Origin of the sequence: Nonomuraea sp. JJY05, assembly GCF_043496855.1 — a bacterium.
Lineage (GTDB): Bacteria > Actinomycetota > Actinomycetes > Streptosporangiales > Streptosporangiaceae > Nonomuraea.
Genome location: NZ_JBIEIS010000003.1, coordinates 370,729 through 394,522 on the forward strand (window position 1 = coordinate 370,729; position 23,794 = coordinate 394,522).

Consider the following 23,794-nt stretch of genomic DNA (forward strand, 5'->3'; position numbering starts at 1 on the left):
TTTCCAGGAGGTCAGGGCTCGACTACCTGGTGTCGGACATTCTTGCTGCACGGAGCGGCAGCTCCGCGACGACCCCCGTACGGCATTCGAGGTCACCCCCGGCCAGACCCAGCTCGGCGACGCGGATGACCGACGCCTGGCCGGCCGTGGGCACCGCTTCGCCGAAGCTGTCCGTTCCTGTCTGGACGTAGTACGTGATGCAGGCCTTGCCGGCGCCGACGGGCAGCACGTTCGGCTGGCGCGCCGTCTCGCCCGGGACCACGAGCGGGCCGCGCGGCTCCCAGGTGAGCGCGTCGCCGGACCGGTAGGCCACCAGCCCGTCGCGGCTCTCCGCCAGCATCCAGATCGCGCCGCCCAGCTCGAAGAGCGACGGGCCCTCGTGCCAGTCCTCCAGGGCCTGGTCGGCGACCTTCCACTCGTACAGGTCAGCGCTCGTGGCCCGCCAGATCGAGCCGCCCCGCGCCTCGTCCTTGAACCACAGCCCCCAGCCGCCCGCGGGCATGGGGAACACGTACGGATCCACGGCGTGGTCCGTGCCGAGGTCCAGCCTGGAGACGTGCTCCCAGTCCCACAGGTCGCGGCTCGTCAGATGGTGCACCTGGCGGTGCCACGGGCTGGGCCGGCCGTGCGTGTCCCACGCCGGGTCGTCCGGCACGCCCCGGATGAAGGTCACGAACATGTGGTACGCGCCGTCGTGCCAGACCACGTCCGGGCCCCAGAACGTGTTGATCCCGCGCTCGACCGGCAGCGCGAGCGTCCCCCGGTAGAGCCAGCTCCGGCCGCCGTCGGCCGAGCTCGCCACGCCCACCTGGCTGCCGTGGCAGCGGCCGATCCGCGGCGGCCCGCCGATCTTGGTGTTGGCCCGGCGGTGCGCGAACAGGCACCACCACGAGGCTTCCTCGTGGTTCCAGACGAGGACGGGGTCCGTGGCCCCGTCGTGGATGGGATCGACGATGGTCACGGCGGTCATGACCTGGCCTCCTGAACCGCGTGGGCGTGCCCGTGCTCGACGGCCGACTCGACGGCCGGCTGCAGGGATCCCCGCAGGTTGTCCTGGACGGCCGCGGCGTTCCAGGTCAGCCCGTCGACGCACCGGTCGGCGAACACCTCCGACACCCGCCCGAGCCGCCGCAGGCCGCGCAGCAGCTCCGCGGTCACCACCGGAGCCATGGCGGTGACCTCGAGCTCAGGGGCGGCGCTCGCCAGGTGCACGGCGTGGGCGCCGCCCTGGAGCTGGAAGGACACCTGCATGACTAGCTCGGGGATGACCGGGTTGACCTTGCCCGGCATGATCGACGAGCCCGCCTGCACGGGCGGCAGGCTGACCTCCCCGAATCCGCCGACCGGGCCCGAGGCGAGGAGCCTGAGGTCGCCGGCGATGCGGGCGGCGGCCCGGCCGGCCCGGGCCATCGCGTCGGCCACCCAGGCCAGGCCCTCCAGGGACGAGATGCCCTCGGACAGGTTGGCCGACGGCAGGAGGTCCAGCCCGCTCTCCTCGGCCAGGCGCCGGATCGCCAGCTCGCGGTATCCCTCCGGCGCTCCGAGCCCGGTGCCGATCGCGGTCGCGCCGAGCGGCACGTACCGCAGCGCCTCGGCCGCGCCCTCCAGGGCGGCGGCCAGCACCGACGTCGCCTGGCCCTCGTGCACGAGGGCCGCGGGCACGGGAACCGCGTCCTGCAGGCAGGTACGGCCCAGCCGCATGAGGGACTCGTACTGCCTGCCCTTGCGGTTCAGCGACTCGGCCAGGACCCGCAGGGAGCGGGCCGTGGAGCGGGCCGTCACCAGCACCGCGATGTTCAGCGCCGTCGGCATCACGTCGTTGGTCGACTGGGACCGGTTCACGTGGTCGTGCGGGTCCACCCGGCGCCCGAGCAGGGCGGAGGCCCGGCCGGCCAGCACCTCGTTCATGTTCATGTTGGTCGAGGTGCCGCCGCCGCCCTGGACGACCTCGAGCGGGAAGTGCTCGTGCAGACCTCCCTCCACGACCTCCCGGGCGGCGGTCATGACGGCCTGCGCGATGTCGGAGTCGAGGACTCCGAGCTTGTCGTTGGTCCACGCCGCGGCGCTCTTGACCTGGGCCAGCGCGGCCAGCAGCGCGGGGTACTCGCGCAGGGTCTCGCCGCCGAGGCGGAAGTTCTCGCCGGCCCTGGCCGTGTGGATGCCATAGAGGACGTCGGCGGACAGCGTGAGCGGCCCCAGAAGATCATGCTCCACTCGCGTGGAGGACTCCGGCCGATCCACAGCATCACCCCTCACTTGAAAGGTTGCCTGGTAGGTTGCCAGCCAGACTTTCTTGCCAAATCGGGTGTGTCAAGAGAGGGAAATGTAAATTAGGTCGCACTTGTCCCGGCAAAGGCGCCGCGAACCTGCCAGGCAACCTGACTGCACGCCGTCATGCGCAGGCACGACGAAGACCCGCCTGTCGCTACAGGCGGGTCGGATGCGCGGGGCCGTGGGTCAGCCGTCGGTGGAGGCGGCCCCCAGGATCTCGCTGCGGTAGGTCAGGAGGTGCCGGCGCCACACCTCCGCCGCCTCGGCGGCATTGCCCTCCCGGATGTGCCTGATGACCGTGCGGGACTCCTCGACGTGACCGTCGCGGGCGCTGACCTCGGCCAGCGCGCGGCGCCGCAGCTCCTGCCACAACGGCCCCTCGACGTGCCGCAACGACTCTTCGAGGGCCTGTTCGAGCAGGGGGTTGCGGGCGGCGCGGGCGATGGCCCGGTGCACGGGCAGGTCGCTCGCGTAGGCCCCGGTCTCGGCGTACTCGGCCTCCAGCTTGGCCAGCGTGGACTCGAGCAGCTCGAGATCCTCCGGGTAGCGCTTCTCCGCGGCCAGCGCGGCCAGGGAGGGCTCGATCGCGAGCCTGGCCTCGAACACCTGCGGCGGCAGCACCTCCACGCCCCAGGTCGCCACGGTGGCGGCGGTGCCGGTGACCACCGTGCCCCTGCCCTTGTGGGACTTGGCCAGCCCGGCGAGCTCCAGGGCGGCGAGCGCCTCCCTGATGGTGGGTCTGCTCACCGCGAAGTTCTGCGCCAGCTCGCGCTCGGAAGGCAGCTTGTCGCCGGGCTTGAGCTGCTCGTCGCGGATCGCCGCGACGATCTGGTCGGCGACTTGGACGGCCGCGCTCCTCTTGACCACCGGAGTCACCGAGAACCCGGCGCTGCCACTCGTCACTACTCGATGCTCCTCTTTTGTGACCATTTGTGCGCTCGTTCGCATGATATCAAGCGGCTAGGCAACCTGACACGCTGACCAACGCCTACCGTCATACGGAGCTCAGCATGGCGTCTCGTCGAGGTCAACCACCGTAGCCGTGGTGAGGCCGATGCCCAAGCGGGCTTGGGCCGGGCATGACCCGCCCGTCCACCGCTGGCGCAGGGTTTGCGTGCGCACTGCCATGACGTTGCCCACCACGGGTAGCAATAAGCCGAGGCCTGCGAGGGCGCGCACGGGTGACGAGGTTTGTGGAAGCTATGGGGGCGATGGCGCGGTCACGTGCGGGGAATCTGCCACTGGAGCTCACGAGCTTCGTCGGTCGCAGGAACGAGATCGCCGAGGGCAAGCGCTTGCTCACCGCCGGTCGGCTCCTGACGCTCACCGGCGTCGGCGGAGTGGGCAAGACGCGGCTGGCGCGGCGGATCGCCGCAGAGATGTCCCGGGAGTTCGGCGACGGGGTCTGGCTGGTCGACCTGGCCCCGCTGGTGGCGGGCGCGCTGCTCACCGAGACGGTCGCCGACGCCGTCGGATGCCCCCGGCAGGATCCGGCCTCCCTCGCCGAGTACCTGCACGACAAACGGCTGCTGCTGGTGCTGGACAACTGCGAGCACCTGCTGCCCCAGGTCTCCGCGCTGGCCGGCGACCTGCTCGCGATGGCCCGCGAACTGCGCATCCTGGCCACCAGCCGGCAGGCGCTGCGCGTCCCGGGGGAGCTGGTCATCGAGGTGCCGCCGCTGAAGGTGCCCGGGGCGGCCGAGATGTCGCTGGACGGCGCCCTGGAGAACGAGGCGGTGCGCCTGTTCGAGGACCGGGCCGCCGCGGCCGTGCACGAGTTCAGGGTCACCGACGCCAACAGCGCGGCGGTGGCGCGGCTGTGCCGGCGACTCGACGGCATCCCCCTGGCCATCGAGCTCGCGGCGGTGAGAGTGCTGGTCCTGTCCGTGGAGCAGATCCTGGAGCGCCTCGACGACCGCTTCCGGCTGCTGACGACCGGGCCCACCACCGCGCCGCCGCGCCAGAAGACGCTCCGGGCGCTGGTGGACTGGAGCTATGACCTCTGCTCCGAGGAGGAGCGGACGCTGTGGGAGCGGCTGTCGGTCTTCTCCGGCGGCTGCGGCCTGGACGCGATCGAGCACGTGTGCTCGGAGGACGGGATCGCCCCCGAAAGCCTCATGGACCTGCTGACCCAGCTGGTGGACAAGTCGATCATGCAGCGCCGGGGGCTGGGCTCCGACGTGCGCTTCGAGATGCTCGACACGCTGCGCCAGTACGGATGGAAGCGGCTGGTCGCCTCCGGCCAGGACCAGGTCCTGCGGCTGCGCCACCGCGACTGGTGCCGCCGGCTGGCGGCACGGTCGGAGGACGAGTGGTTCGGCGAGCACCAGATGGACTGGCTCGGGCGTCTCATCCAGGAGCAGGGCAACGTGCGCTCCGCGCTGGAGTTCTGCCTGGGCGAGCCGGGCGAGGCGTGGGCCGCGCTCGAGATCGCCGCCGCGATGTGGAGTCACCGGCTCTCGTGGAGCTCCCCGAGCGAGGGCCACCACTGGCTGGAACGGGCGCTGGCGCAGGAGTCCGACGCCAGCGCCGGGCGGGCCAAGGCCCTGTGGGTCGACGCGTGGCTCGTCCTGCTGCGGGGCGACCCGCAGGCCGCCAAACCGCTGCTGGAGGAGTGCCAGGCGCTGGCCGAGCGGCTCGGGGACGAGGCCCAGCTCGCCGGCGCGCTGCACATCACCGGGTTCGCCGCGTTGCTGGCCGGCGACTTCACCCGGGCCATGGAGCTCCTGGACGAGGCGCTGACCCGCCGCCGGGCCCTCGGCCATCGGGGACACGCGTGGGTGGCCCTCTTCCAGCTGGCCATGACCGCCGTCCTCATGGACGATCCGCGGTCCACGGCGCTCTGCGAGGAGGTGCTGGAGACGGCCGAGCGCGCGAACGCCGAATGGTCGATCTCGTACGCGCTGTGGGTCGCGGCCCTCGACCGGCGGCGCCAGGGCGCGCCGCGGGAGGCCGTGACCATGATGCGGGACGCCGTGCGGCTCAAGCTGCGCTGCAACGACCACCTCGGCCTGGCCCAGTGCCTGGAGGGACTGGCCTGGATCCTGGCCGACGACGAGCAGTACGAGGAGGCTGCCCGGATGCTGGGCGCCGCCCACATGGTCTGGCAGTCGATCGGGACGTCGCTGCCCGGGCTCGGGCACCTGGCCGGCGCCCACGACCGGTGCGAGTCCGAGGTGCGGCGGCATCTCACGGAGCGGGCGTTCAAGGCGGCCTTCGACCGCGGCGCGGAGCTCACCCCCGAGCAGGCCGCCGCGTACGCGCTGGACGAAAAGCCCGCGGGGCGCGCGGAGAGCGCCGCCCCGCCCGAGTCCGGCGTCACGTCCATCCTGACCCGCAGGGAGCGGGAGATCGCCGATCTGGTCGCGAAGGGGCTGAGCAACAAGCAGATCGCCGAGACCCTGGTCATCGCCCAGCGCACCGCCGAGTGCCACGTCGAGAACGTCCTGCGCAAGCTGAACTTCTCGTCCAGGTCGCAGATCGTCAAGGCGTGGGAATCGCGCCGGCCCGATGGCGAGTGACCCGCGCCCCCGGCCGGCGACGGCGGCGGACCCGGATCCGCTCGTCCGGATCCGGGGGCTGCGCAAGCGCTTCGGCGGCATCCACGCGCTGCGGGGAGTGGATCTCGACCTCCGCCGCGGCGACGTCCTCGCCCTGCTCGGCGCCAACGGCGCCGGCAAGTCGACGCTGATCAAGATCCTGGCCGGCGTCCACCACGCCGACGGGGGAGAGGTCCTCGTGGCCGGCCATCCGCTGGGCAGCCAGGCCGCCTCCGCCGGCATGGCGTTCATCCATCAGGACCTCGGCCTCGTGGAGTGGATGACCGTCGCGGAGAACATCGCCCTCGGCATGGGATACGCCCGGCGCGGCGGCCTCATCTCCTGGCGCGAGGTACGCCGCCGCTGCGTGGACGCCCTGCGGATCGTCGCCTCCCGCCTCGACCCGGACGAGCCGATCGCCCGGCTGACGCGGGCGGAGCGCTCGCTGGTCGCCATCGCCCGCGCGCTGGCCACGCACGCGCGGATCATCGTGCTGGACGAGCCGACCGCCTCCCTGTCCGCCGCCGAGTGCGAACACCTCTTCGACGTCCTGCGCGCGCTCCGGGACCGGGGCCACGGGATCCTGTACGTCAGCCACCGGCTGGACGAGGTCCACCGGATCGCCGACCGGGTGGCGGTCCTGCGCGACGGGCGCCTCGTCAGCCAGGGGCCGCTCGCCGGCCGCGACCCGGCCGACCTCGTGCGCGACATCGTGGGGCGAGAGGAAAGGCCCCACCGGCGCCGGGTCCGCCGGCCGGGAGAGGTCCTGCTGAGCCTGGACGGCGTGCGCGCCGGCCGGGCCGGCCCCGTCGGGTTCGACCTGCGGTCCGGCGAGGCGCTCGGCCTGGTGGGGCTCACGGGAGCCGGGCACGTGGACCTCGGCCGCGCGCTGGCCGGCGCGTACCCCATGCCGGCGGGCCGTGTGCTGCTCGCCGGCAGCCCGTACCGGCCGGCCTCGGTCGCGGCGGCCGTCGGCGCCGGGGTCGGTTTCGTGCCCGGCAACCGGCAGGAGGAGGGGGCCGCCGCCGACCTGAGCGTCCGGGAGAACCTGCTGGCCAACCCCGGCGCGCGCGGCCGATCGCCGCTGAGCCCGCTGAGCCCGCGCCGCGAGCGGGCCGAGACGGCGGCGATCGTCGAGCGCCTGCGCGTCCGCCCGGCCGACCCGGAGGCGCCGTTCGCCGTGCTGTCCGGCGGAAACCAGCAGAAGGTGCTGATCGGCCGCTGGCTCGGGGCCCGCCGCCGGCTCCTGATCCTCGAGGAGCCCACGGCCGGCGTCGACGTCGGCGCCAAGCCCGAGATCCACCTGCTGCTCGACGAGGCGCTGGCGGCCGGGGCCGCCGCGCTCCTGGTCTCCGCCGACTTCGAGGAGGTCGCGAACCTGTGCGACCGGGCGCTCGTGTTCGCGCGCGGAACGGTGGCCGCCGAGCTGGGCGGCGACGCCCTCACCGTCGCCGCCCTCACCCGGGCGGCCACGGCCACCCCTGGGACGGACCGTTGCTGACGAACGAGCCGACGCCCCGCAGAAAGCCCTCCGCCGGCCGGTTGATCGGCGGGTACGGGCTGCTCGCGCTGGCCGTCGTCCTGTTCGGCGCGTTCGCGCTCGCCCTGCCGGACACGTTCCCCACCATGGCCAACCTGACCGCGATCGTCTCCGCCTATTCGATCATCGCGGTCCTGGCGCTGGGCGCGATGATCCCCATCATCACCGGGAACTTCGACCTGTCCCTCGGCTACGGCCTGGGCCTGTGGCACGTCATGACGCTGCTGCTGATCGTGAACGCCGGCTGGCGCTGGCCCGAGGCGTGCCTGGCCGTGCTCGCCGGCGGGCTGGCGGTCGGCGCGGTCAACGGCCTGCTGGTGGAGTTCGCGCGCATCGACTCGTTCATCGCGACCCTCGGCACCGGCAGCATCCTGTACGCCGTCACGGGCTGGGTGACCCAGGGCGCCCGGATCTTCCCGGGCCCGCAGGGCCTGCCCGAGGGGCTCACCGGCCTGTACGACTCGACGCTCCTCGGCATGCCGACGCCCGCGTTCTACGTGCTCGCCCTGGCCGCCGCGCTGTGGCTGGTGCTGGAGCGGCTCCCCGTGGGCCGCTACCTCTACGTCATCGGCTCGAACCCGCGGGCGGCGGAGCTGGTCGGGATCCCGATCCGCCGCTACGTCGTGCTCGCCTTCGCGGGATCCGGCCTGGTGACCGGTTTCGCGGGCGTGCTCCTCGCGGCCCAGCAGCAGATCGGCAACCCGAGCGTCGGCCTGGACTACCTGCTGCCGGCGTTCGTGGCCGCGCTGCTCGGCTCCACCACGATCAAGCCCGGGCGGGCCAACCCCTGGGGCACGGTCGTCGCCATCGCGGTCCTGGCCATCGGGCTGTCGGGCATCAGCCAGCTCGGGGCGGACTTCTGGGTCACTCCGCTGTTCAACGGCGCCACCCTGCTCGTCGCCGTCGGGCTGGCCGGCTACTCCGCGCGGCGCCGCACGCACGCCGGCCGGGTGACGAGCCGGTCATGAACCTCGCCCGCCTGCTGGTGCTCGCCCTGGTCGCCGGCGGCTGCTCGCTCGGCTCCCCGCCCCCCGCCCCCGGTGGGCCGGAGGGGTGCCACGACGTGGTGCACACCGCCAGGCGGGCGGTCGCGGGCGCCGAGGCGACGGACGTGCCCTGGAGCGGTCCCACGAGCGGGCCGCGCGCCGTCCCCGGCAAGAGCATCGTCTTCGTCGCCTCGACCATGACCAACCCCGGCGTGGCCGGCACCGCCGACGCCGTGCGGGCAGCCGCCCGGTCCGTACGGTGGAGCTTCCGCGTGATCGACGGCCAGGGCACTCCCGCCGGGATCCGGGTGGCCCTCGGCGAGGCGGTCGCCCTCCGGCCGTCGGGCATCGTCATCGGCGGGTTCGACCCGGAGTCCGTGGCGCAGCAGGTCAAGCAGGCCAACGCCGCCGGGATCCAGCTCGTGGGATGGCACGCGACCAAGTCGCCGGGCCCCAGCGCGAACCCCCGCCTCTTCACCAACGTCACCAGCCGGGTGGAGGACGTCGCGCGGATCAGCGCGTACTGGATCATCGCCAGGTCGAACGGCCGGGCCGGCGTGGTGATCTTCACCGACTCCTCGATCCCGTTCGCCGAGAACAAGTCCCGGCTCATCAGGCAGACCCTGGCGACCTGCTCCGGCGTCCGGCTCCTCTCCTACGAGAACATCCCGCTCCCCGACGCGGGCACCCGCACGCCGCAGGAGGTCTCGTCCCTGCTGTCCCGCTTCGGGGACCGGTGGACGTACTCGGTGGCCATCAACGACGTCTACTTCGCCGACGCCGCTCCGGCGCTGCGCGCCGCCGGCCGGCCGGGGAAGGGGCCTCCCTACTCCATCGGCGCCGGAGACGGGGACCCATCGGCGTTCCAGCGGATCCGCGCCCGGCAGTTCCAGCACGCGACCGTCCCCGAGCCGCTGAACGCGCAGGGCAGCCAGATCGTCGACGAGCTCAACCGCGCGTTCGCCGGGCACCCGCCGAGCGGGTACGTGACGCCGGTGCACCTGACCACGACGGAGAACGTCAACGGCGCCACGTCGTGGGACCCGCGCGGCTACCGCGAGGCCTACCTGCGGATCTGGCACGGGTAGCCCCGCTCACCAGCCCCGGGCGCGCAGGAAGGCGGCGCAGCGGCCGGTCCAGTCGCCCACGACGGGATCGGCGTCGGCCAGCCCCAGCCCGTGCCGGCCGCTGGGATAGACGTGGACCTCCAGCGGGATCCGGTGCCGGGCGAGCGCCCGGGCCACCTGGAAGGTGTTCTCGACGGGGACCGACTCGTCGTCGGCCGTGTGCCACAGGAACATGGGCGGCGTGGCCGGGCCGACGCGGCCGGGGAGCGACAGCTCGGAGCGTACGGACTCGGGCGCGTCCGCGCCGAGCAGGTTGGCGGCGGAGCCCTGGTGGGCGGCCGGTCCGGTGAGCGCGGCGACGGGGTAGCAGAGCACGGCGAGCCCGGGCCGGGGATCGGCCTGGTCGACGGCGTCGTGCGGGCCCTCCGTCAGCATGGCGCCCGCCTCGGTGGCGAGCAGCCCGGCCAGGTGGCCGCCCGCCGAGAAGCCGAGCACCCCCACGCGGGCCGGGTCCACGCCGGTCTCGGCGGCGTGGTGCCGGACCCAGCGCACCGCCCTGGCGGCGTCGAGCAGCGGCAGCGGGTGGCGGTGCGGCGCGATCCGGTAGCGCAGGACGAACGCCGCGATGCCGAGCGAGTTGAGCCAGCGCGCGACCGGCGCGCCCTCATGGTCGGCGAGGTGGTGGTAGGCGCCGCCCGGGAGGACCACGACGGCCGGGCTGGGGCCGTCGTGCCGTACGGGGAAGGCGGTGATGCTCGCCTCGCCGGTCGTGGGCCACAGGGGGTGCTCGCTCATGCTGTGCCTTTCAGGTTGTCCGACGACGGATGTTAGCGAGCGCCCGATGTGAACGGTTCGGTTAGGTTGGTCGGGTGTGCGACCGGGACCACCCGTTGACCGAGGATGCCGCGCGGCCGCTGAACGGGCTGCGGATCATCGAGCTCTCCAGCTACGTGGCCACGCCGCTGAGCGGGATGACGCTGGCGCAGCTGGGCGCCGACGTGATCAGGGTCGAGCCGATCGGCGGCGCTCCCGACCGCACCCGCTGGCCGCTGGCGGAGAGCGGGACGAGCCTGTACTGGTCCGGCCTCAACAAGGGCAAACGCGCCGTCGAGGTGGACCTGTCCGCCGAGGAGGGACGCCGGCTGATCGCCGAGCTGGTCGTCAGCGGAGGACGGCGCGGCGGGATCGTGATCAGCAACTCCGACCGGCACCCCGAGCTGACCTTCGAGGCGCTGCGTGCCCGCCGCCCCGACGTGATCCACGTGCTGCTCAGCGGCCGCCGCGACGGCGCGACCGCGGTGGACTACACGGTCCAGGCGGCGACCGGATTCCCGCTGCTGACCGGCCCCGAGGACGCCGGGCAGCCGGTGAACGGCGTGGTGCCCGCCTGGGACCTGGCCGCCGGCCTCTACCTGGCGGTCGGGTTGCTGGCCGCGGAGCGGCACCGCGTACTCACGGGGGAGGGGCAGCAGGTGCGGGTGGCGCTGGAGGACGTCGCCCTCGCGGCCGCCGGGAGCCTCGGCTACCTCGCCGAGGCGCAGTTGAACGGCACCTCGCGCGAGCGGATCGGCAACCACGTCTACGGCACCTTCGGCCGGGACTTCGCCACCGCCGACGGCGGGCGGCTGATGGTCGTGGCGCTCACCGACCGGCACTGGCGCGACCTCCTCGCCGCCACCGGCCTCACCGGCGTGGTCTCCGCGCTGGCCGCCGCCCTCGGGGTGGACCTCGGCGCGGAGTCCGAGCGCTACCGGCACCGCAGGGTGCTCGGTGACCTGATCGCGAGCTGGTTCGAGACCCGTACGCTCGCCGAGGCAGAACAGGCGCTGCGGGCCACCCGCGTGCTGTGGTCGACGTACCGGAGCTTCACGGAGCTGGCCGCGACGCTGCCCGGGAACCCGCTGATGGGGAAGGTCGCCCAGCCCGGCGTCGGCGAGCACTGGGCGCCGGGATCGCCGCTGGTGATGGCCGGCGAGCAGGCGCCACCGGAGGCGTCGCCGGAGGTCGGCGGGCACACCGACGAGGTGCTGCGCACCGAGCTCGGCCTGTCGGCCGCGGAGCTGGCGGCGCTGCGGGAGAACGGCGTCATCCGGACGACGCAGGGAAGGCCCACGTGAGCTGGCAACCGCACACCCTCACCACCCGGGAGACGGTCGAACCGGGCCCGGTCGCCGCGCTGTCGGCGCTGTTCGACGACGGCACGCCCGCGATCGGCCCGGGAGACCCGCTGCCGCCGCTGTGGCACTGGCTCGCCCTGGCCCGCTGGCCCGTCTCGTCCGTGCTCGGCGCGGACGGCCATCCGGCGCGCGGGTCGTTCCTGCCTCCGGTGGAGCTGCCGCGGCGGATGTTCGCGGGCGGCGAGGTCGCCTTCCACGCCCCGCTCGCGGTGGGCAGCACGGTACGCCGCGAGGCGCGCGTGGAGTCGGTCACCGAGAAGGCGGGGCGCTCGGGCCGGCTGGTCGTCGTGGTCGTCGCCATCCGGCTCTACGACGAGCACGACCGGCTCGCCGTCGAGGAACGGCAGGACCTCATCTACCGGGAGGCCGGGGCCGTCCCGTCCGAGGCCGCTCCGGCCGGGCCCGCGGCGGCCCTGGCCCCCGCCGGCGCGCCATTCGCCAAGGAAGGGGAGCGGGCCTGGCGGTTCGCCACGGACCCGACGCTGCTGATGCGGTTCAGCGCGGCGACCTCCAACCCGCACCGGATCCACTACGACTGGCCGTACGCCACCCGCGTCGAGGGCTACCCCGGCCTGGTGGTGCACGGGCCCCTGATGACGCTCGCCCTGGCGGAGGTCCTGCGCCTGGAGGGGTGCGACGCCCCGGTGGCGCGCATGCGGCACCGGAACCGCAAACCCCTGTTCTGCGGCCGGCCGGCGCTGCTGCGGCGGATCGACGCGGCCACGCTGGGCGTGTTCGGCCAGGGCGACGAGCCTCACAGCACGTTGGCGATCGAGCTCGGGGAAGGCGCCGGCCGTGGGTGAGGCGACGGAGCCCGGCGGCGCGCGGGCCGTGGTGGAGGCGCTGCGGGACGTCGTCGGCAGGGCCGCCGCCCACGTCGCCTCCGCGGACCGGGACCAGGCCGTGGCCTACGACGTGGCGTCCATGTCGGCGGCGGTCGCGGCGGCCGGGGAACTCCTCGACCACGACGCGAACCATGACGCGACTTTCGGCCCGGACCACGGCTCAGATCACGGCGCGGACCACGGCTCAGATCACGGCGCGGGCCCCGGCCCGGACCATGACGCGGGCCACGGCGCGGACCTGGCGCTGCTCTATGCCGCCGACGTCGCCGCCGACCTGGCCGGCCGCCTGACCGGCCGGGAGTCCCTGTGGGGCGTGGACGGGACGGCCCTGGACGGCGTCGCCGCCCACGTCGCCGCGGGACGCGACCCGGCCTTCCTGGAGCGCGTCGCCGAGCGCGTGCTCGCCACCGGTGAAGCGGGGCCGCGCCACCTGTCCGACGAGCTGCAGCTGGTCCGCGCCGCCTTCCGCGAGTTCGCCGCCGACCGCGTCGCCCCCGTCGCCGGCCGCATCCACCGCGACGACGAGGACATCCCCGCCAGCATCATCGACGGGCTCGCCGGCATGGGCTGCTTCGGGCTGTCGATCCCGGCCGAGTACGGCGGCGCCGCCGAGGGCGACGAACTGGCCGCCATGGTGGTCGTGACCGAGGAACTGTCCCGGGCCTCGCTGGGGGCCGCCGGCTCGCTCATCACGCGTCCCGAGATCATCGCCACCGCGATCGCCCGGGGCGGCACCGAGGAGCAGAAACGGCGCTGGCTGCCGATGATCGCCTCGGGGGAGCGGCTGTGCGCCGTGGCGGTCACCGAGCCCGACCACGGCTCCGACGTCGCGCAGATCACCACGAGCGCGACCCGCGACGGCGACGAATGGGTGCTGAACGGCGTCAAGACCTGGTGCACCTTCGCCGGCCGCGCCCACTACCTCCTCGTCCTGGCCCGCACGAGCCCGGCCGGGCACCGGGGCCTTTCGCTCTTCGTGGTGGACAAGCCGTCCTTCACCGGCCACGAATGGCGCCTCACGCAGGAGGGCGGCGGGTCCGTCGAGGGGCGCGCCATCCGTACGCTCGGCTATCGGGGCATGCACTCGTTCGAGGTGCGCTTCGACGGCTGGCGCGTCCCCGCGGCCGACCTGATCGGCGGGGACGGCGGTCTCGGGCGCGGGTTCTACCTGCAGATGCAGGCGTTCGCCAACGCGCGGCTGCAGACCGCCGCCAGGGCCGTCGGGGTCATGCAGTCGGCGCTGGAGCTCGCTGTGGACTACGCGCGGCAGCGGTCGGCCTTCGGCCGGCCGCTCGCGGACTACCAGCTGACCCGCGCCAAGATCGCCAGGATGGCCGGGTCGATCGCCGCCTGCCGGGCCTTCACGTTCGCGGCGGCCCGGGCCGTGACGGCCGGTGACGGCCAGCTGGAGGCCGCGCAGGTGAAGCAGCTCGCCTGCCGGGCGGCCGAATGGGTCACCAGGGAGGCCCAGCAGCTGCACGGCGGCTACGGGTACGCCGAGGAGTACAGCATTTCGCGGCTGTTCGTGGACGCGCGCGTGCTGTCCATCTTCGAGGGCGCCGACGAGGTCCTCGCCCTGCGGGTGATCGCCCGCAGGCTGATGAGGCCCTGACCACGAAATCGGTTGGCGGAGGCGGCGGATCGGCCGGGATCATGGCCCTCATGTCGATCCGTACGGCCCGCGAAGCCGATCTGCCCGCCCTGCTCGCCCTCGCCGTCGCCTTCTACGAGGAGGACGGCTTCACCACGCCGGAAGGCGACCTCAGCGCCAACCTCACCACCTTGATCACCTCGTCCGCGGCCCGGGTCGCGGTGAGCGAGGAGGGCGGCCGGATCGTCGCGTTCGCGATCACCACGACCTCGTTCGGGCTCGAGTCCGGGCTGATCGCCGAGCTCGAAGACCTCTACGTCGTCCCGGAGGCGCGCAGGCGCGGCCAGGCCGACCGGCTGATCGAGGACAGCCGGAGCTGGGCCGCGGAGCTGGGATGTTCCCTCCTGGAGATCGTGATCGCCCCCAACGGCAACGACGTGAGCCATCTCTTCGACTTCTACGGCAAGCGCGGATTCCAGGACGAGGGGCGCCGCCTGCTCAGCCAGCCGCTGTCCAGGACGTGAGACGGCCGGGCTCACGCCCTGGTGGCGACCTGGAGGGGCTTGCGGACACCGGTGACGGCGGCGCGGTCGCGCCACCAGTGCAGGCCGGCGGCGTCGGCCTGCTGTTCGAGGGCGGTGAGGTGGCTGGTGGCGGCCTCGTGGTGGCCGGTGGCGGCGGCGAGCAGGGCGAGGTACCAGTCGACCGGGCCCATGCAGAGCACGGCTGACAGGGCGGAGACGCGGCCGCTGTAGGGGAGCAGGGCGGTGTAGGCGGTGCGGCATTCGTGGGTGCGGCCGAGCGCGGCGACGGCGGCGGCGCGCAGGCAGGTGGCCGACAGCCAGGACCAGTCCCGGGGCGGGGCGGGCCGGGGACCGCCGTTGAGGCGCCGGGCGTGGTCGAGGTGGCCTTCGGCGCACAGGTGCAGGGTGGTGGCGTCGTGGTGGAGGGTGGGATGCACGCCGCGGATGGCGGCGATGAGGGGCGCGGCGTCGGCGATGGCGCCGCGGTGGTAGGACAGGGCGATGCGGCCGGCGGCGACGGTCTGGCGGGCGTGCCGGAGGTCGAGGTGGCGGGCCTGGACGTCGGCGTCGTCGTAGACCTGGTCGGCCTCGTCGAAGCGGCCGTCGAGGGCGAGCCGGTTGGCCTGCCAGAGGGTGTGCTGGAAGCGGGGCCAGGGCAGCGGGTGGCGTTCCAGGAGGGCGTCGCAGCGGGCGGCGGCCTGGTCGGCGGCGGCCACGTCGAACGCCTCCAGGCGGCCGCAGGCCTCCACCATGCCGGCGAGCAGCTCGACCTGCGGGTTGCCGGAGTGTTCCGCCAGGTCGCGTAACTCGCCGGTGAGGTCCGTCAACCCCGCGACGGCCCGGGGCCGGTGCACGCTGAGACGGCGGTCGTCACGGGTGCGGGTACGGGTGAGCGGACGGGGGTCGTCCGCCGGGCGCCGGTCTGCCGGGCGCTGGGCCGTCTGGTGCCGGCCTGTCTGGTGCCGGTCCGCCTGGTACGGGTCGCGCAGCAGCGACAGGGACGGCGTGCCGAGCGCCGTGAGGGCGCGTACCACCAGCCCGGCGCCCGCGTCGGCGCGGTCGGCGGCGCGCAGGGCGGCGGCTGCGGCGCGGCGGGCGGCCTCCCGGTCGCCGGCCGCCTCCAGGGCCTGGACCTGGTGGAGCAGCAGCTCCACGTGCTGGGCGGGGTCGCCGCCCGAGGCGTCGTGGGCGGCCACCGCGTGGCCCCACCACCTGGCCGCCTCCGCGTACGCCAGGCGCAGGCCGGCCTGCTCGGCGGCGGCCACGGCCCAGCGCACGGCCTCGGCGTGCGAGCCCGCCTGGACGGCATGGCAGGCGATGGCGGCCACGTCGGCGGACGGTCGGGCGGCCAGCGCGGCGGCCAGGTCGCGGTGGATCGCGGCCTTCCGCCGGGGCGGCAGGTCCCCGGCCAGCGCCTCCCGCACCAGGTCGTGCACGAACACCAGCCGCCCACTCCCGCCCACGACGAGCAGGCCCGCGCGGGTCGCGCGGTCGAGCAGGTCGTCCGCCTCGACGCCCGCGACCTGCGCCACGATCGCCGGGTCGAACTCCCTGCCGAGCACCGCCGCGACCGCCAGCACGTCGGCGACCTGGGCCTCGAGCTGCGAGCGCACCAGCGCGGCGACCGCCTCCGGGACGGCGTCCGCGGCGTGCCCGCCGGCCCGCAGCCGGAGGCATTCCCGTACGAAGAAGGGGTTGCCGCCGGTGCGGTCGGCCAGCCGTGCCGCGGCCTCGGCGTCGAGCGCCACCCCCATGCCGGCCGCCATGGACCGCACGGCCTCCGGCGCCAGGCCGCGGACGCGCAGGCGCACCAGGTCGTAGCGGGCCAGCCGGCTCAGCGGGTCGTCGAAACCCGGGCGGAAGGCGGCGACCAGCGTGACAGCCGCGCCGCCCAGCCGCATGACGAGATCCCTGAGCAGGTCCAGCGACGCGGAGTCGGCCCGCTGCAGGTCGTCCAGGACGATCACCAGCGGCCGGACGCGCGAGGCGGCGGTCAGCCACCGCGCGACGGCGTGCGCGTCGGCCGGGCGGTCGGCGTCGAGCAGGCCGGCCAGGGTCTGCGGGTCGCCGGGCGGGCAGTGCTGTTCGAGCGTCCGCAGCACCTGGACCCACGGCCACAGCGGCGGCAGCCCTTCGGCGTCGTGGCAGCGCCCCCAGAGCACGAGCTGCCCGAGCCGGGCCGAGCAGTGCTCGGCGAACTCCTCCAGCAGGAACGTCTTGCCGATCCCCGCCTCGCCGCTCACCGCCGCCAGCCGCAGGCCGGTGGCGGCGGCCCGCTCGGGCAGCGCCATCAGCTCGGCGAGCCGGTCGTCCCGGCGAGCCGATCGTCCGAGCCCCGCCGGTCCCAGGCCCGCCGGTCCCATCCCGGGCGGTTCCAGTCCCGCCGGTCCGGGCTGGGCCGGCGCGATCAGGGTGGCCGGGCCGGTGGCCGGCGCCAGGGAGTCGGCCTGGCGGAGGATGTCCTGTTCCAGCGAGCGCAGCTCGGGGCCGGGGTCGAGGCCGAGCTGGTCGGCCAGCAGCCGGGCCGCGCGGCGCAGCACGGCCAGCGCCTCCGCCTGCCGCCCGGTGCGGTAGAGGGACAGGGCGAGCAGGCACCACAGCCGCTCGCGCAGCGGGTTCTCGGCCGTCTCCCCCTCCAGGTCCGTGATCACGGCCTGCGGGCGGCCCAGGTCGAGCAGCGCCCGGGCGCGCCGCTCGAGCGCGACCAGCCGCAGCTCGCGCAGCCGGCCCACCTCGGTGAGGGCCCAGGACTCGTCCCCGAACTCCCCGTACGGCGTGCCCCGCCACAGCCCGAACGCGGCGTCCAGGCAGGCCAGCGCCTCCCCCGGCGACTGGAACTCCGACCGGCCCACCAGCTCCTCGAACCGCGACGCGTCCACGTCGTCGGCGGCCAGCAGGTAACCGGGCGGCCGGCCGATCAGCACCTTGGGCTTGGCCCACGGGCCGCGGTCCGGCTCGATCGCCCGGCGCAGGTTCGACACGTACGAGTGCAGCGACGACAGCGCGCTGGGCGGCGGCCTGTCCCCGTACAGGTCATGGATCAGGGTGTCGGTGGAGACCACGGCCCCCCGCGCGATGAGGAGCCGGGCCAGCACCGCGCGCGGGCGCGCCCCGCCCAGGCCGACGGGCTCCCCGCCGTCGGCACGGACCTCGACAGGTCCCAGAACTCGAAATTCCACAGCACGTCCGGTTCGATTCAGGCGGATCGGGAGAAGAGCGTGGCCGCGGGCCGCAGGGCCATCAGCAGGCCGAGCGTGGCGTACCCGATGACCAGGTGGGTGCCGCCGACCCAGCGGGCCAGCTGCTCGCCGACCAGCACGTAGCAGGGGACGGTCACGACCGCCCAGCTCTCCGCGATGAGCGGCCACCAGCGCAGCACCCCGCGCCAGCGCCCGGTGGTGGCGAGCTTGACGCTGATCGCGGCCATGCCCAGCATCGACAGCGGCCAGCAGATGTCGAGGAAGGCCAGCCAGGTCGCGTCCTTGACGCCGTCCGGCAGGACGCCGTGCAGCAGCGACCAGACGCTGGCGAGGCCGAGCACCGTGGCCTCGATCTTGAGCGCCACCGCGGCGGCCCGCGAGGTGCCGATCGCCCGCGTCTTCATCTGCACCCAGAGCAGGCAGAAGATGCCGAGCTGGAACGCCAGCCCGGTCAGGTCGATGATCCGCTCGCCCACGCCGACGCCTTGCGTGCCGTGGATGAAGATGGCCGTCGCCCAGGTCAGCGAGCCGACCATCAGCCCGATCCCGGCGCGGCGGATCGCGCTCTCGCTCACCGCCGGTGCGGCGCCGGTGTAGTGGGAGGAGTTGAGCACTTGGGTGTCCGTGCGGGCCCGTGCCGGCTCGTTGGTGATGTGGGCGTCCATGGGGTTCCTTCCGGTTTGTTGCGATGCCCCCAACGATGTCGGGCCGCTGTCCCGGGCCGGCAGAGCCGCCGGTCCCTGATCCGGTCCCGAGGCGCCCTGCCGTGTCCCGGGACAGGCTGTCCCGGGACAACGGGACACAGATCCGGCGACAATGCTCAGGTGACAAAAGCCAGCCGCCTGTCCGCGGTCCCGGCGGCGCTCGCGGTCGTGCTCACGGTCGGCACGGTGCTGCTGGACGTCCGCAATTCCGGGACCCCGCTGCCGCCGAACGCGGGGCTCGAAGCCGTGAGCTGGCCGGCCGCGGTGTCGGGCCTGGCCCAGGCGGTGCCCGGCGCGCTGCTGCTGCGGCGGCTGCCCCGGCATCCCGTCGCCTGGGTGCTGACCCTGTCGGGCGTGCACTGGGCGCTGAACGGCTTCTCCGGCGCCTGGTCGGTGTACGCGATCTACACCTCGCCCGGGGCCTTCGGGGCCGCGCCGGCCTACTGGTTCTACGCCCGGTTCGGCGCGGCGCTGCTGGTCGGGCTGCCGCTGCTGATCCTGCTCTTCCCCGACGGGCGGCTGCCCGCCGCCAGGGGCTGGCGGCGGCTGTCGATCGCCGGCCTGGGGCTGGCCTGCTACCTGCCGCTGGTGTGGATATTCGTGCCGGCGTCCGCGACGGCGCGGTTCGAGAACGCCCCGCTGCCCCCGGAGATCCTGCGGCTCGGCCTCGACGCCGTCAGCCTGGAGCTGCCCTACGAGGTGTGGGCGGCCCTGCTCACCCTCGCCCGGGCGGGGGCCGCGGTGAGCCTCATCATCCCCTTCGCGGTCACGGTGCACCGCTACCGGCGGGCGGACGCGGAGCGGCGCGCCCAGATCCGCTGGCTGACCTGGGCCGCGCTGGCCGACATGTTCGTGCTCCTGGTGCCCCTGGAGCAGCTGTCGTCGGTGCTCATGTGCGTCGGCATCGCGCTCACCTCCGCCGCGGTGCTGATCGCGGTGACCGAATACCGCCTGTACGACATCGACCGGCTGCTGCCGGCGACCTTCCTGTACGGGATGCTCGCGGTCCTGGTGGTCGCGATCGACGTGGCCGTGTTCACCGTCGCGGGCAGCGTGCTGGGCGAGCGCGACTCCGCGCTGGCCGCGATCGCGATCGTCTCGGTGGCCTACGCGCCGCTGCGGACGTGGCTGTGGCGGGCGGCGCGGCGGCTGGTGCGCGGGGCGCGCGACGACCCGTACGCGATGGTCTCGACGCTCGCCGAACGGCTGGAGGTCACCACCGAGCCCGACGCGCAGCTCGCCGCGCTGGCCCACACCGTGTCGGAGGCGTTCCGGCTGCCGTACGTACGGGTGGAGATCGAGCGGCCGGGCGGCGTGCGCACCGTGGTCGAGCACGGCGCCCCGCACGGGCCGCAACTGTCGTTGCCGGTCGCCTACCGCGACGAGGCCGTGGGCCGGCTCGTCCTGTGCCGGGCCGACCTGACCGAGCGCGACCAGCGGCTGCTCGGCGACCTCGTCCGCCAGGCCGCCCAGGCGGCGCGGGCCAGCGAGCTCAGCGCCGACCTGCAGCGCATCCGCGCCAGGCTCGTCACCGCGCGCGAGGAGGAGCGCCGCCGGATCCGCCGCGACCTGCACGACGGTCTCGGCCCCAGCCTGGGCGCCGTCGCGCTGCGCATCGAGACCGCCCGCAACCTGGCCGCCACCGCGCCCGCCGAGTCCGACCGCATCCTGGAGCAGACCGCGGCCGAGGTCTCCGTCGTGCTGGCCGACGTCCGCCGCCTGGTGCACGACCTGCGCCCGCCGGCCCTCGACGAACTCGGCGTGCTGCGCGCCGTGGAGCAGCAGGCCGACCGGGTCCGCGCCGGCGGCCTGCAGATCGTCGTGACCGGCGACGACGCGCTCGGCTCGCTGCCCGCCGCGGTGGAGGTGGCCGCGTACCGCATCGTGTCGGAGGCGCTGGCCAACGTGGTGCGGCACGCCGCGGCGACGCACTGCGAGATCATGCTCGGCGTGCGCGGGCGGACTCTGGAGATCACGGTACGCGACGACGGCCGGGGCATCGGTCACGACGTCGAGGCCGGGGTCGGTATGTTGTCCCTGCGCGAGCGGGCGGCCGAGCTCGGCGGGGACTGCCAGGTCACCTGCCCGCCCGGCGGCGGGACGCTCGTGAGCGCGCGACTTCCCCTCGAACAGACCACGGAGGTGGCCGGTGTCCGATGAGACGATCCGAGTGCTGCTCGCCGACGACCATCCGGTCTACCGCGACGGGCTGGCGGCGCTGCTGGCCTCCCTGCCCGGCATCGACGTCGTGGGCACCGCCGCGGACGGCCGGGAGGCCGTCGCCCTGGCCGCCGACCTGCAGCCGGACATCGTGGTCATGGACGTCAGCATGCCGGAGCTGGACGGCATCGAGGCCACCCGCCGGGTCGTCGCCGACAGCCCGCACATCGGGGTGGTCATGCTGACCATGTCGGAGCAGGACGCCACCCTGTTCGCGGCGATGCGCGCCGGGGCACGCGGCTACCTGCTCAAGGGCGCGAACCAGGGCGAGATCGTCCGCGCCATCCAGGCCGTCGCCCACGGCGAGGCCATCTTCGGGCCGTCGATCGCCCGGCGGGTGACCGAGTTCTTCACCGCGCCGCCCACCGAGGACACGGCGTTCCCGCAGCTCACGCCGCGCGAGCGGGAGATCCTCACGCTGATCGCGGCCGGCCGGTCGAATCCGCAGATCGCCTCTGAGCTGTTCCTGTCGCCCAAGACCGTGCGCAACAACGTGTCCAACATCTTCGCCAAGCTGCACGTGGCCGACCGCACCGAGGCCATCATCCGCGCCCGCGACGCGGGCCTCGCCCGCTGAGCCCGCTCGGAAAAGAGGGGGGCGGCAGGGGTTGCGTTCTCCTAAGAGGGCGGCTCCAGGTGCCGCTGGATGGCGGCCATGACGTCCTGGGGCGAGGCCGCGCGGCTGAAGGTGGCGACGACGATCTGGTCGCCCCTGTCCTGGGGCTGCTCCAGGTGGCGGAAGGTGGCGATCACGTACCGCAGCGCGTGGTCGAGGGGGCCGGAGGGATCGTACGTGCCGCCCGCGCGCAGCCATCCCCGCAGCACCTGGTTGTGCGCGGCCACGACGGAGGCGGCCATGAGCTCGGCGCGCAGGCCGGCGTCGGGGGAGTCACCCAGCCATTCGCCGACGAACTCGCGGAACAGCCGCTGGTAGCGGGCCACGCTGGCGATCTCCCTGTCGCGTAGCGCCGGCACCCGGCGGACCAGGCGATAGCGGCGCAGCGACACCTCGGCGTCGTCGACGTAGCGGGCGAGCACGATGCGCACCGCGTCGGTGATGGCGACGATCGCGGTGTCCGCGGTCGAGGCCCGCAGCCGGGCGGCGATCCTCTCCAGCAGGGTGTCGTGATCAGGGAAGATCGCGTCTTCCTTGGAGCGGTAGTAGCGGAAGAACGTGCTGCGGCTCACGCCTGCTCGTGCGGCGATGTCGTCGACGGTGGTCTCGTCGTAGCCGTGCTCGTCGAACAGCGCCACGGCGGCTTCGGCGAGGCGCTGGCTGATGGGCGGTTTCGGCACGTGGTCATTGTCTCGAAAGTTAGGGGTATCCAAGCGAGCGAAACTGAGTATCGTCAATATGAAACTGAGTCTTATCGGTGAGTCCTATCGGCGGTGTGAATGTCAGCGCAGGGCACAGCGGGCAGCCTGGCCCGCCTCAAGGAGCGGTTGGACGAGGCAGTTCACGTGGGCGAGGCCCGGGCGGCGGCCAAGCAGCACGCGAAGGGCAGGCTGACCGCCAGGGAGCGGATCGAGCGGCTGCTGGACGCGGGCTCTTTCGTCGAGCTGGACGCGCTGGCCCGCGGCGGACTCGTGTACGGCGACGGCGTGGTGACCGGCTACGGGACCGTCGACGGCCGCCAGGTGTGCGTCTTCTCGCAGGACTTCACGGTGTCCGGCGGCAGCCTGGGTGAGGTGTACGGGCAGAAGATCTGCAAGGTCATGGACCTGGCCATGAAGAACGGCGTGCCGATCATCGGCATCAACGAGGGCGCCGGGGCGCGCATCCAGGAGGGCGTGGTCTCGCTCGGCCTCTACGGCGAGATCTTCCGCCGCAACATCCGGGCCTCCGGCGTGATCCCGCAGATCTCCCTGATCATGGGCGCGTGCGCGGGCGGCCACGTCTACTCGCCGGCCCTCACCGACTTCACGATCATGGTGGACGAGTCGTCGCACATGTTCGTGACTGGCCCGGACGTCATCAAGACCGTCACCGGCGAGGACGTCACCTTCGAGGAGCTGGGCGGCGGGCGGGTGCACAACAGCCGCAGCGGCATCGCCCACTACCTGGCCCATGACGAGGACGACGCGCTCGACTACGCGCGGGCGCTGCTGTCGTACCTGCCGCAGAACAACCTGGACGAAGCGCCGCATCCCGAATTCGAGGCCGACCTGGAGCTCGGCGCCGACGACCTGGCGCTGGACGCGCTGGTGCCGGACTCGCCGAACCAGCCGTACGACATGCACGAGGTCATCGCGGCCCTGCTGGACGACGGCGAGTTCCTGGAGGTGCAGCCGCTGTTCGCGCCCAACATCGTGGTCGGCTTCGGGCGCGTCGAGGGCCGGTCGGTGGGCGTGGTGGCCAACCAGCCGATACGCCTGGCCGGCACGCTCGACATCGACGCCTCCGAGAAGGCCGCCCGGTTCGTCCGCACCTGCGACGCGTTCAGCATCCCGGTGCTCACGCTCGTGGACGTGCCCGGCTTCCTGCCCGGCACCGAGCAGGAGTGGAACGGCATCATCCGCCGCGGCGCCAAGCTCCTGTACGCCTACGGCGAGGCCACGGTCCCGCTGGTCACGGTGATCACCCGCAAGGCGTACGGCGGGGCGTACGACGTGATGGGCTCCAAGCACCTCGGCGCGGACGTGAACCTGGCCTGGTCCACCGCGCAGATCGCGGTGATGGGCGCCCAGGGCGCGGTCAACATCCTGCACCGCAAGCGGCTGGCCGCCGCCGACGACCCCGACGCGCTCCGGGCCGAGCTGGTGCGCGAGTACGAGGACACCCTCGCCACCCCTTACCTGGCGGCCGAGCGCGGCTACGTGGACGCGGTGATCGCGCCGAGCGAGACCCGGCGCGAGGTCACCCGCGCGCTGCGGCTGCTGCGCGGCAAGCGTGACGCCCTGCCGCCCAAGAAGCACGGGAACATCCCGCTATGAACGTGATCAAGGGTGATCCCTCGCCGGAAGAGCTGGCAGCGCTCGTCGTGGCGCTGCGCGCCCTCGCCCACGACGACGTTCCCGAGCCGCCCGTCAGCAGCTCGCCCGCGCGCCGCCGCGTGCTGCGCCGCCCGTTGGTGACCGGCCCCCGCGGATGGCGGGAGTCGAGCTGGAGTCTTGGAGGATCCCTGTGAGC

General features: G+C 73.8%; 19 protein-coding genes. 12 read left to right on the forward strand and 7 right to left on the reverse strand.

The annotated features are described in order from the left end of the window. Window positions 1-22: 22 nt before the first annotated feature. From ACFKCF_RS05900 to ACFKCF_RS05910, 3 genes are all read right to left on the reverse strand, one after another. Complete coding sequence (locus ACFKCF_RS05900) at window positions 23-970, reverse strand: hypothetical protein (protein WP_394491389.1); 948 nt, start codon at window positions 968-970, stop codon at window positions 23-25. Beyond that, window positions 967-2,214, reverse strand: coding sequence for a lyase family protein (locus ACFKCF_RS05905; RefSeq protein ID WP_394491391.1), 1,248 nt, complete (start codon window positions 2,212-2,214; stop codon window positions 967-969). Before ACFKCF_RS05905 ends, ACFKCF_RS05900 begins: the two co-directional genes overlap by 4 nt. A gap of 243 nt (window positions 2,215-2,457) precedes the next feature. After that, window positions 2,458-3,174: a FadR/GntR family transcriptional regulator gene (locus ACFKCF_RS05910; RefSeq protein ID WP_394491393.1), complete on the reverse strand. Its 717-nt coding sequence runs from the start codon at window positions 3,172-3,174 to the stop codon at window positions 2,458-2,460. A 308-nt stretch (window positions 3,175-3,482) separates the two neighbouring features. On the opposite strand from ACFKCF_RS05910, the gene ACFKCF_RS05915 reads away from it, so the two are divergent. From ACFKCF_RS05915 to ACFKCF_RS05930, 4 genes are read left to right on the forward strand one after another with little or no spacing between them, the layout of a single operon-like run. Further along, window positions 3,483-5,792, forward strand: coding sequence for an ATP-binding protein (locus ACFKCF_RS05915; protein ID WP_394491395.1), 2,310 nt, complete (start codon window positions 3,483-3,485; stop codon window positions 5,790-5,792). Beyond that, window positions 5,782-7,311, forward strand: coding sequence for a sugar ABC transporter ATP-binding protein (locus ACFKCF_RS05920; RefSeq protein WP_394491397.1), 1,530 nt, complete (start codon window positions 5,782-5,784; stop codon window positions 7,309-7,311). Before ACFKCF_RS05915 ends, ACFKCF_RS05920 begins: the two co-directional genes overlap by 11 nt. Continuing rightward, window positions 7,305-8,318 carry an ABC transporter permease gene (locus ACFKCF_RS05925; RefSeq protein WP_394491399.1) on the forward strand — a complete coding sequence of 338 codons (1,014 nt, stop codon included), beginning with the start codon at window positions 7,305-7,307 and terminating at the stop codon, window positions 8,316-8,318. Before ACFKCF_RS05920 ends, ACFKCF_RS05925 begins: the two co-directional genes overlap by 7 nt. Beyond that, window positions 8,315-9,424 carry a substrate-binding domain-containing protein gene (locus tag ACFKCF_RS05930; protein WP_394491401.1) on the forward strand — a complete coding sequence of 370 codons (1,110 nt, stop codon included), beginning with the start codon at window positions 8,315-8,317 and terminating at the stop codon, window positions 9,422-9,424. The genes ACFKCF_RS05925 and ACFKCF_RS05930 overlap by 4 nt, the downstream gene beginning before the upstream one ends. A 6-nt stretch (window positions 9,425-9,430) precedes the next feature. Here the strand turns inward: ACFKCF_RS05930 and ACFKCF_RS05935 are convergent, their stop codons facing one another. Then, complete coding sequence (locus ACFKCF_RS05935; protein WP_394491403.1) at window positions 9,431-10,198, reverse strand: alpha/beta hydrolase; 768 nt, start codon at window positions 10,196-10,198, stop codon at window positions 9,431-9,433. Window positions 10,199-10,293: 95 nt separating this feature from the next. Between ACFKCF_RS05935 and ACFKCF_RS05940 the strand changes: the two genes are divergently transcribed. The 4 genes from ACFKCF_RS05940 to ACFKCF_RS05955 are packed head-to-tail and all read left to right on the forward strand — an operon-like array spanning window position 10,294 to window position 14,540. Beyond that, window positions 10,294-11,520, forward strand: coding sequence for a CoA transferase (locus tag ACFKCF_RS05940; protein WP_394491405.1), 1,227 nt, complete (start codon window positions 10,294-10,296; stop codon window positions 11,518-11,520). Then, a complete protein-coding gene (locus tag ACFKCF_RS05945) occupies window positions 11,517-12,383 on the forward strand; it encodes a MaoC family dehydratase N-terminal domain-containing protein (protein WP_394491407.1) in 867 nt (288 codons plus the stop codon). The genes ACFKCF_RS05940 and ACFKCF_RS05945 overlap by 4 nt, the downstream gene beginning before the upstream one ends. Further along, window positions 12,376-14,037 (forward strand): acyl-CoA dehydrogenase family protein, encoded by a 1,662-nt coding sequence (locus ACFKCF_RS05950; protein ID WP_394491409.1) that lies wholly within the window; start codon window positions 12,376-12,378, stop codon window positions 14,035-14,037. The genes ACFKCF_RS05945 and ACFKCF_RS05950 overlap by 8 nt, the downstream gene beginning before the upstream one ends. Window positions 14,038-14,087: 50 nt before the next feature. Continuing rightward, the gene (locus tag ACFKCF_RS05955; protein WP_394491411.1) at window positions 14,088-14,540 is read left to right on the forward strand and encodes a GNAT family N-acetyltransferase; all 453 of its coding nucleotides are present in this window, start codon (window positions 14,088-14,090) and stop codon (window positions 14,538-14,540) included. 11 nt (window positions 14,541-14,551) lie between these two features. Here the strand turns inward: ACFKCF_RS05955 and ACFKCF_RS05960 are convergent, their stop codons facing one another. After that, complete coding sequence (locus tag ACFKCF_RS05960) at window positions 14,552-17,719, reverse strand: BTAD domain-containing putative transcriptional regulator (RefSeq protein WP_394491413.1); 3,168 nt, start codon at window positions 17,717-17,719, stop codon at window positions 14,552-14,554. A gap of 17 nt (window positions 17,720-17,736) precedes the next feature. Then, window positions 17,737-18,405, reverse strand: a complete 669-nt coding sequence (locus tag ACFKCF_RS05965) for a hypothetical protein (protein WP_394491415.1) — start codon at window positions 18,403-18,405, stop codon at window positions 17,737-17,739. Window positions 18,406-18,564: 159 nt separating this feature from the next. Here ACFKCF_RS05965 and ACFKCF_RS05970 point away from each other — a divergent pair, with 159 nt between their 5' ends. Together ACFKCF_RS05970 and ACFKCF_RS05975 are read left to right on the forward strand one after the other, a co-directional pair. Beyond that, window positions 18,565-20,604: a sensor histidine kinase gene (locus ACFKCF_RS05970; RefSeq protein WP_394491417.1), complete on the forward strand. Its 2,040-nt coding sequence runs from the start codon at window positions 18,565-18,567 to the stop codon at window positions 20,602-20,604. Then, window positions 20,594-21,241 (forward strand): response regulator, encoded by a 648-nt coding sequence (locus ACFKCF_RS05975; RefSeq protein WP_394491419.1) that lies wholly within the window; start codon window positions 20,594-20,596, stop codon window positions 21,239-21,241. The genes ACFKCF_RS05970 and ACFKCF_RS05975 overlap by 11 nt, the downstream gene beginning before the upstream one ends. A 41-nt stretch (window positions 21,242-21,282) precedes the next feature. Here the strand turns inward: ACFKCF_RS05975 and ACFKCF_RS05980 are convergent, their stop codons facing one another. Then, window positions 21,283-21,960, reverse strand: a complete 678-nt coding sequence (locus tag ACFKCF_RS05980; protein WP_394491421.1) for a TetR family transcriptional regulator — start codon at window positions 21,958-21,960, stop codon at window positions 21,283-21,285. A gap of 99 nt (window positions 21,961-22,059) precedes the next feature. On the opposite strand from ACFKCF_RS05980, the gene ACFKCF_RS05985 reads away from it, so the two are divergent. Together ACFKCF_RS05985 and ACFKCF_RS05990 are read left to right on the forward strand one after the other, a co-directional pair. Further along, window positions 22,060-23,598: an acyl-CoA carboxylase subunit beta gene (locus tag ACFKCF_RS05985; protein WP_394491423.1), complete on the forward strand. Its 1,539-nt coding sequence runs from the start codon at window positions 22,060-22,062 to the stop codon at window positions 23,596-23,598. Next, entirely contained in the window at window positions 23,595-23,792 is a 198-nt protein-coding gene (locus ACFKCF_RS05990) for an acyl-CoA carboxylase subunit epsilon (RefSeq protein ID WP_394491425.1), read from the forward strand. Before ACFKCF_RS05985 ends, ACFKCF_RS05990 begins: the two co-directional genes overlap by 4 nt. Window positions 23,793-23,794 lie beyond the last annotated feature (2 nt).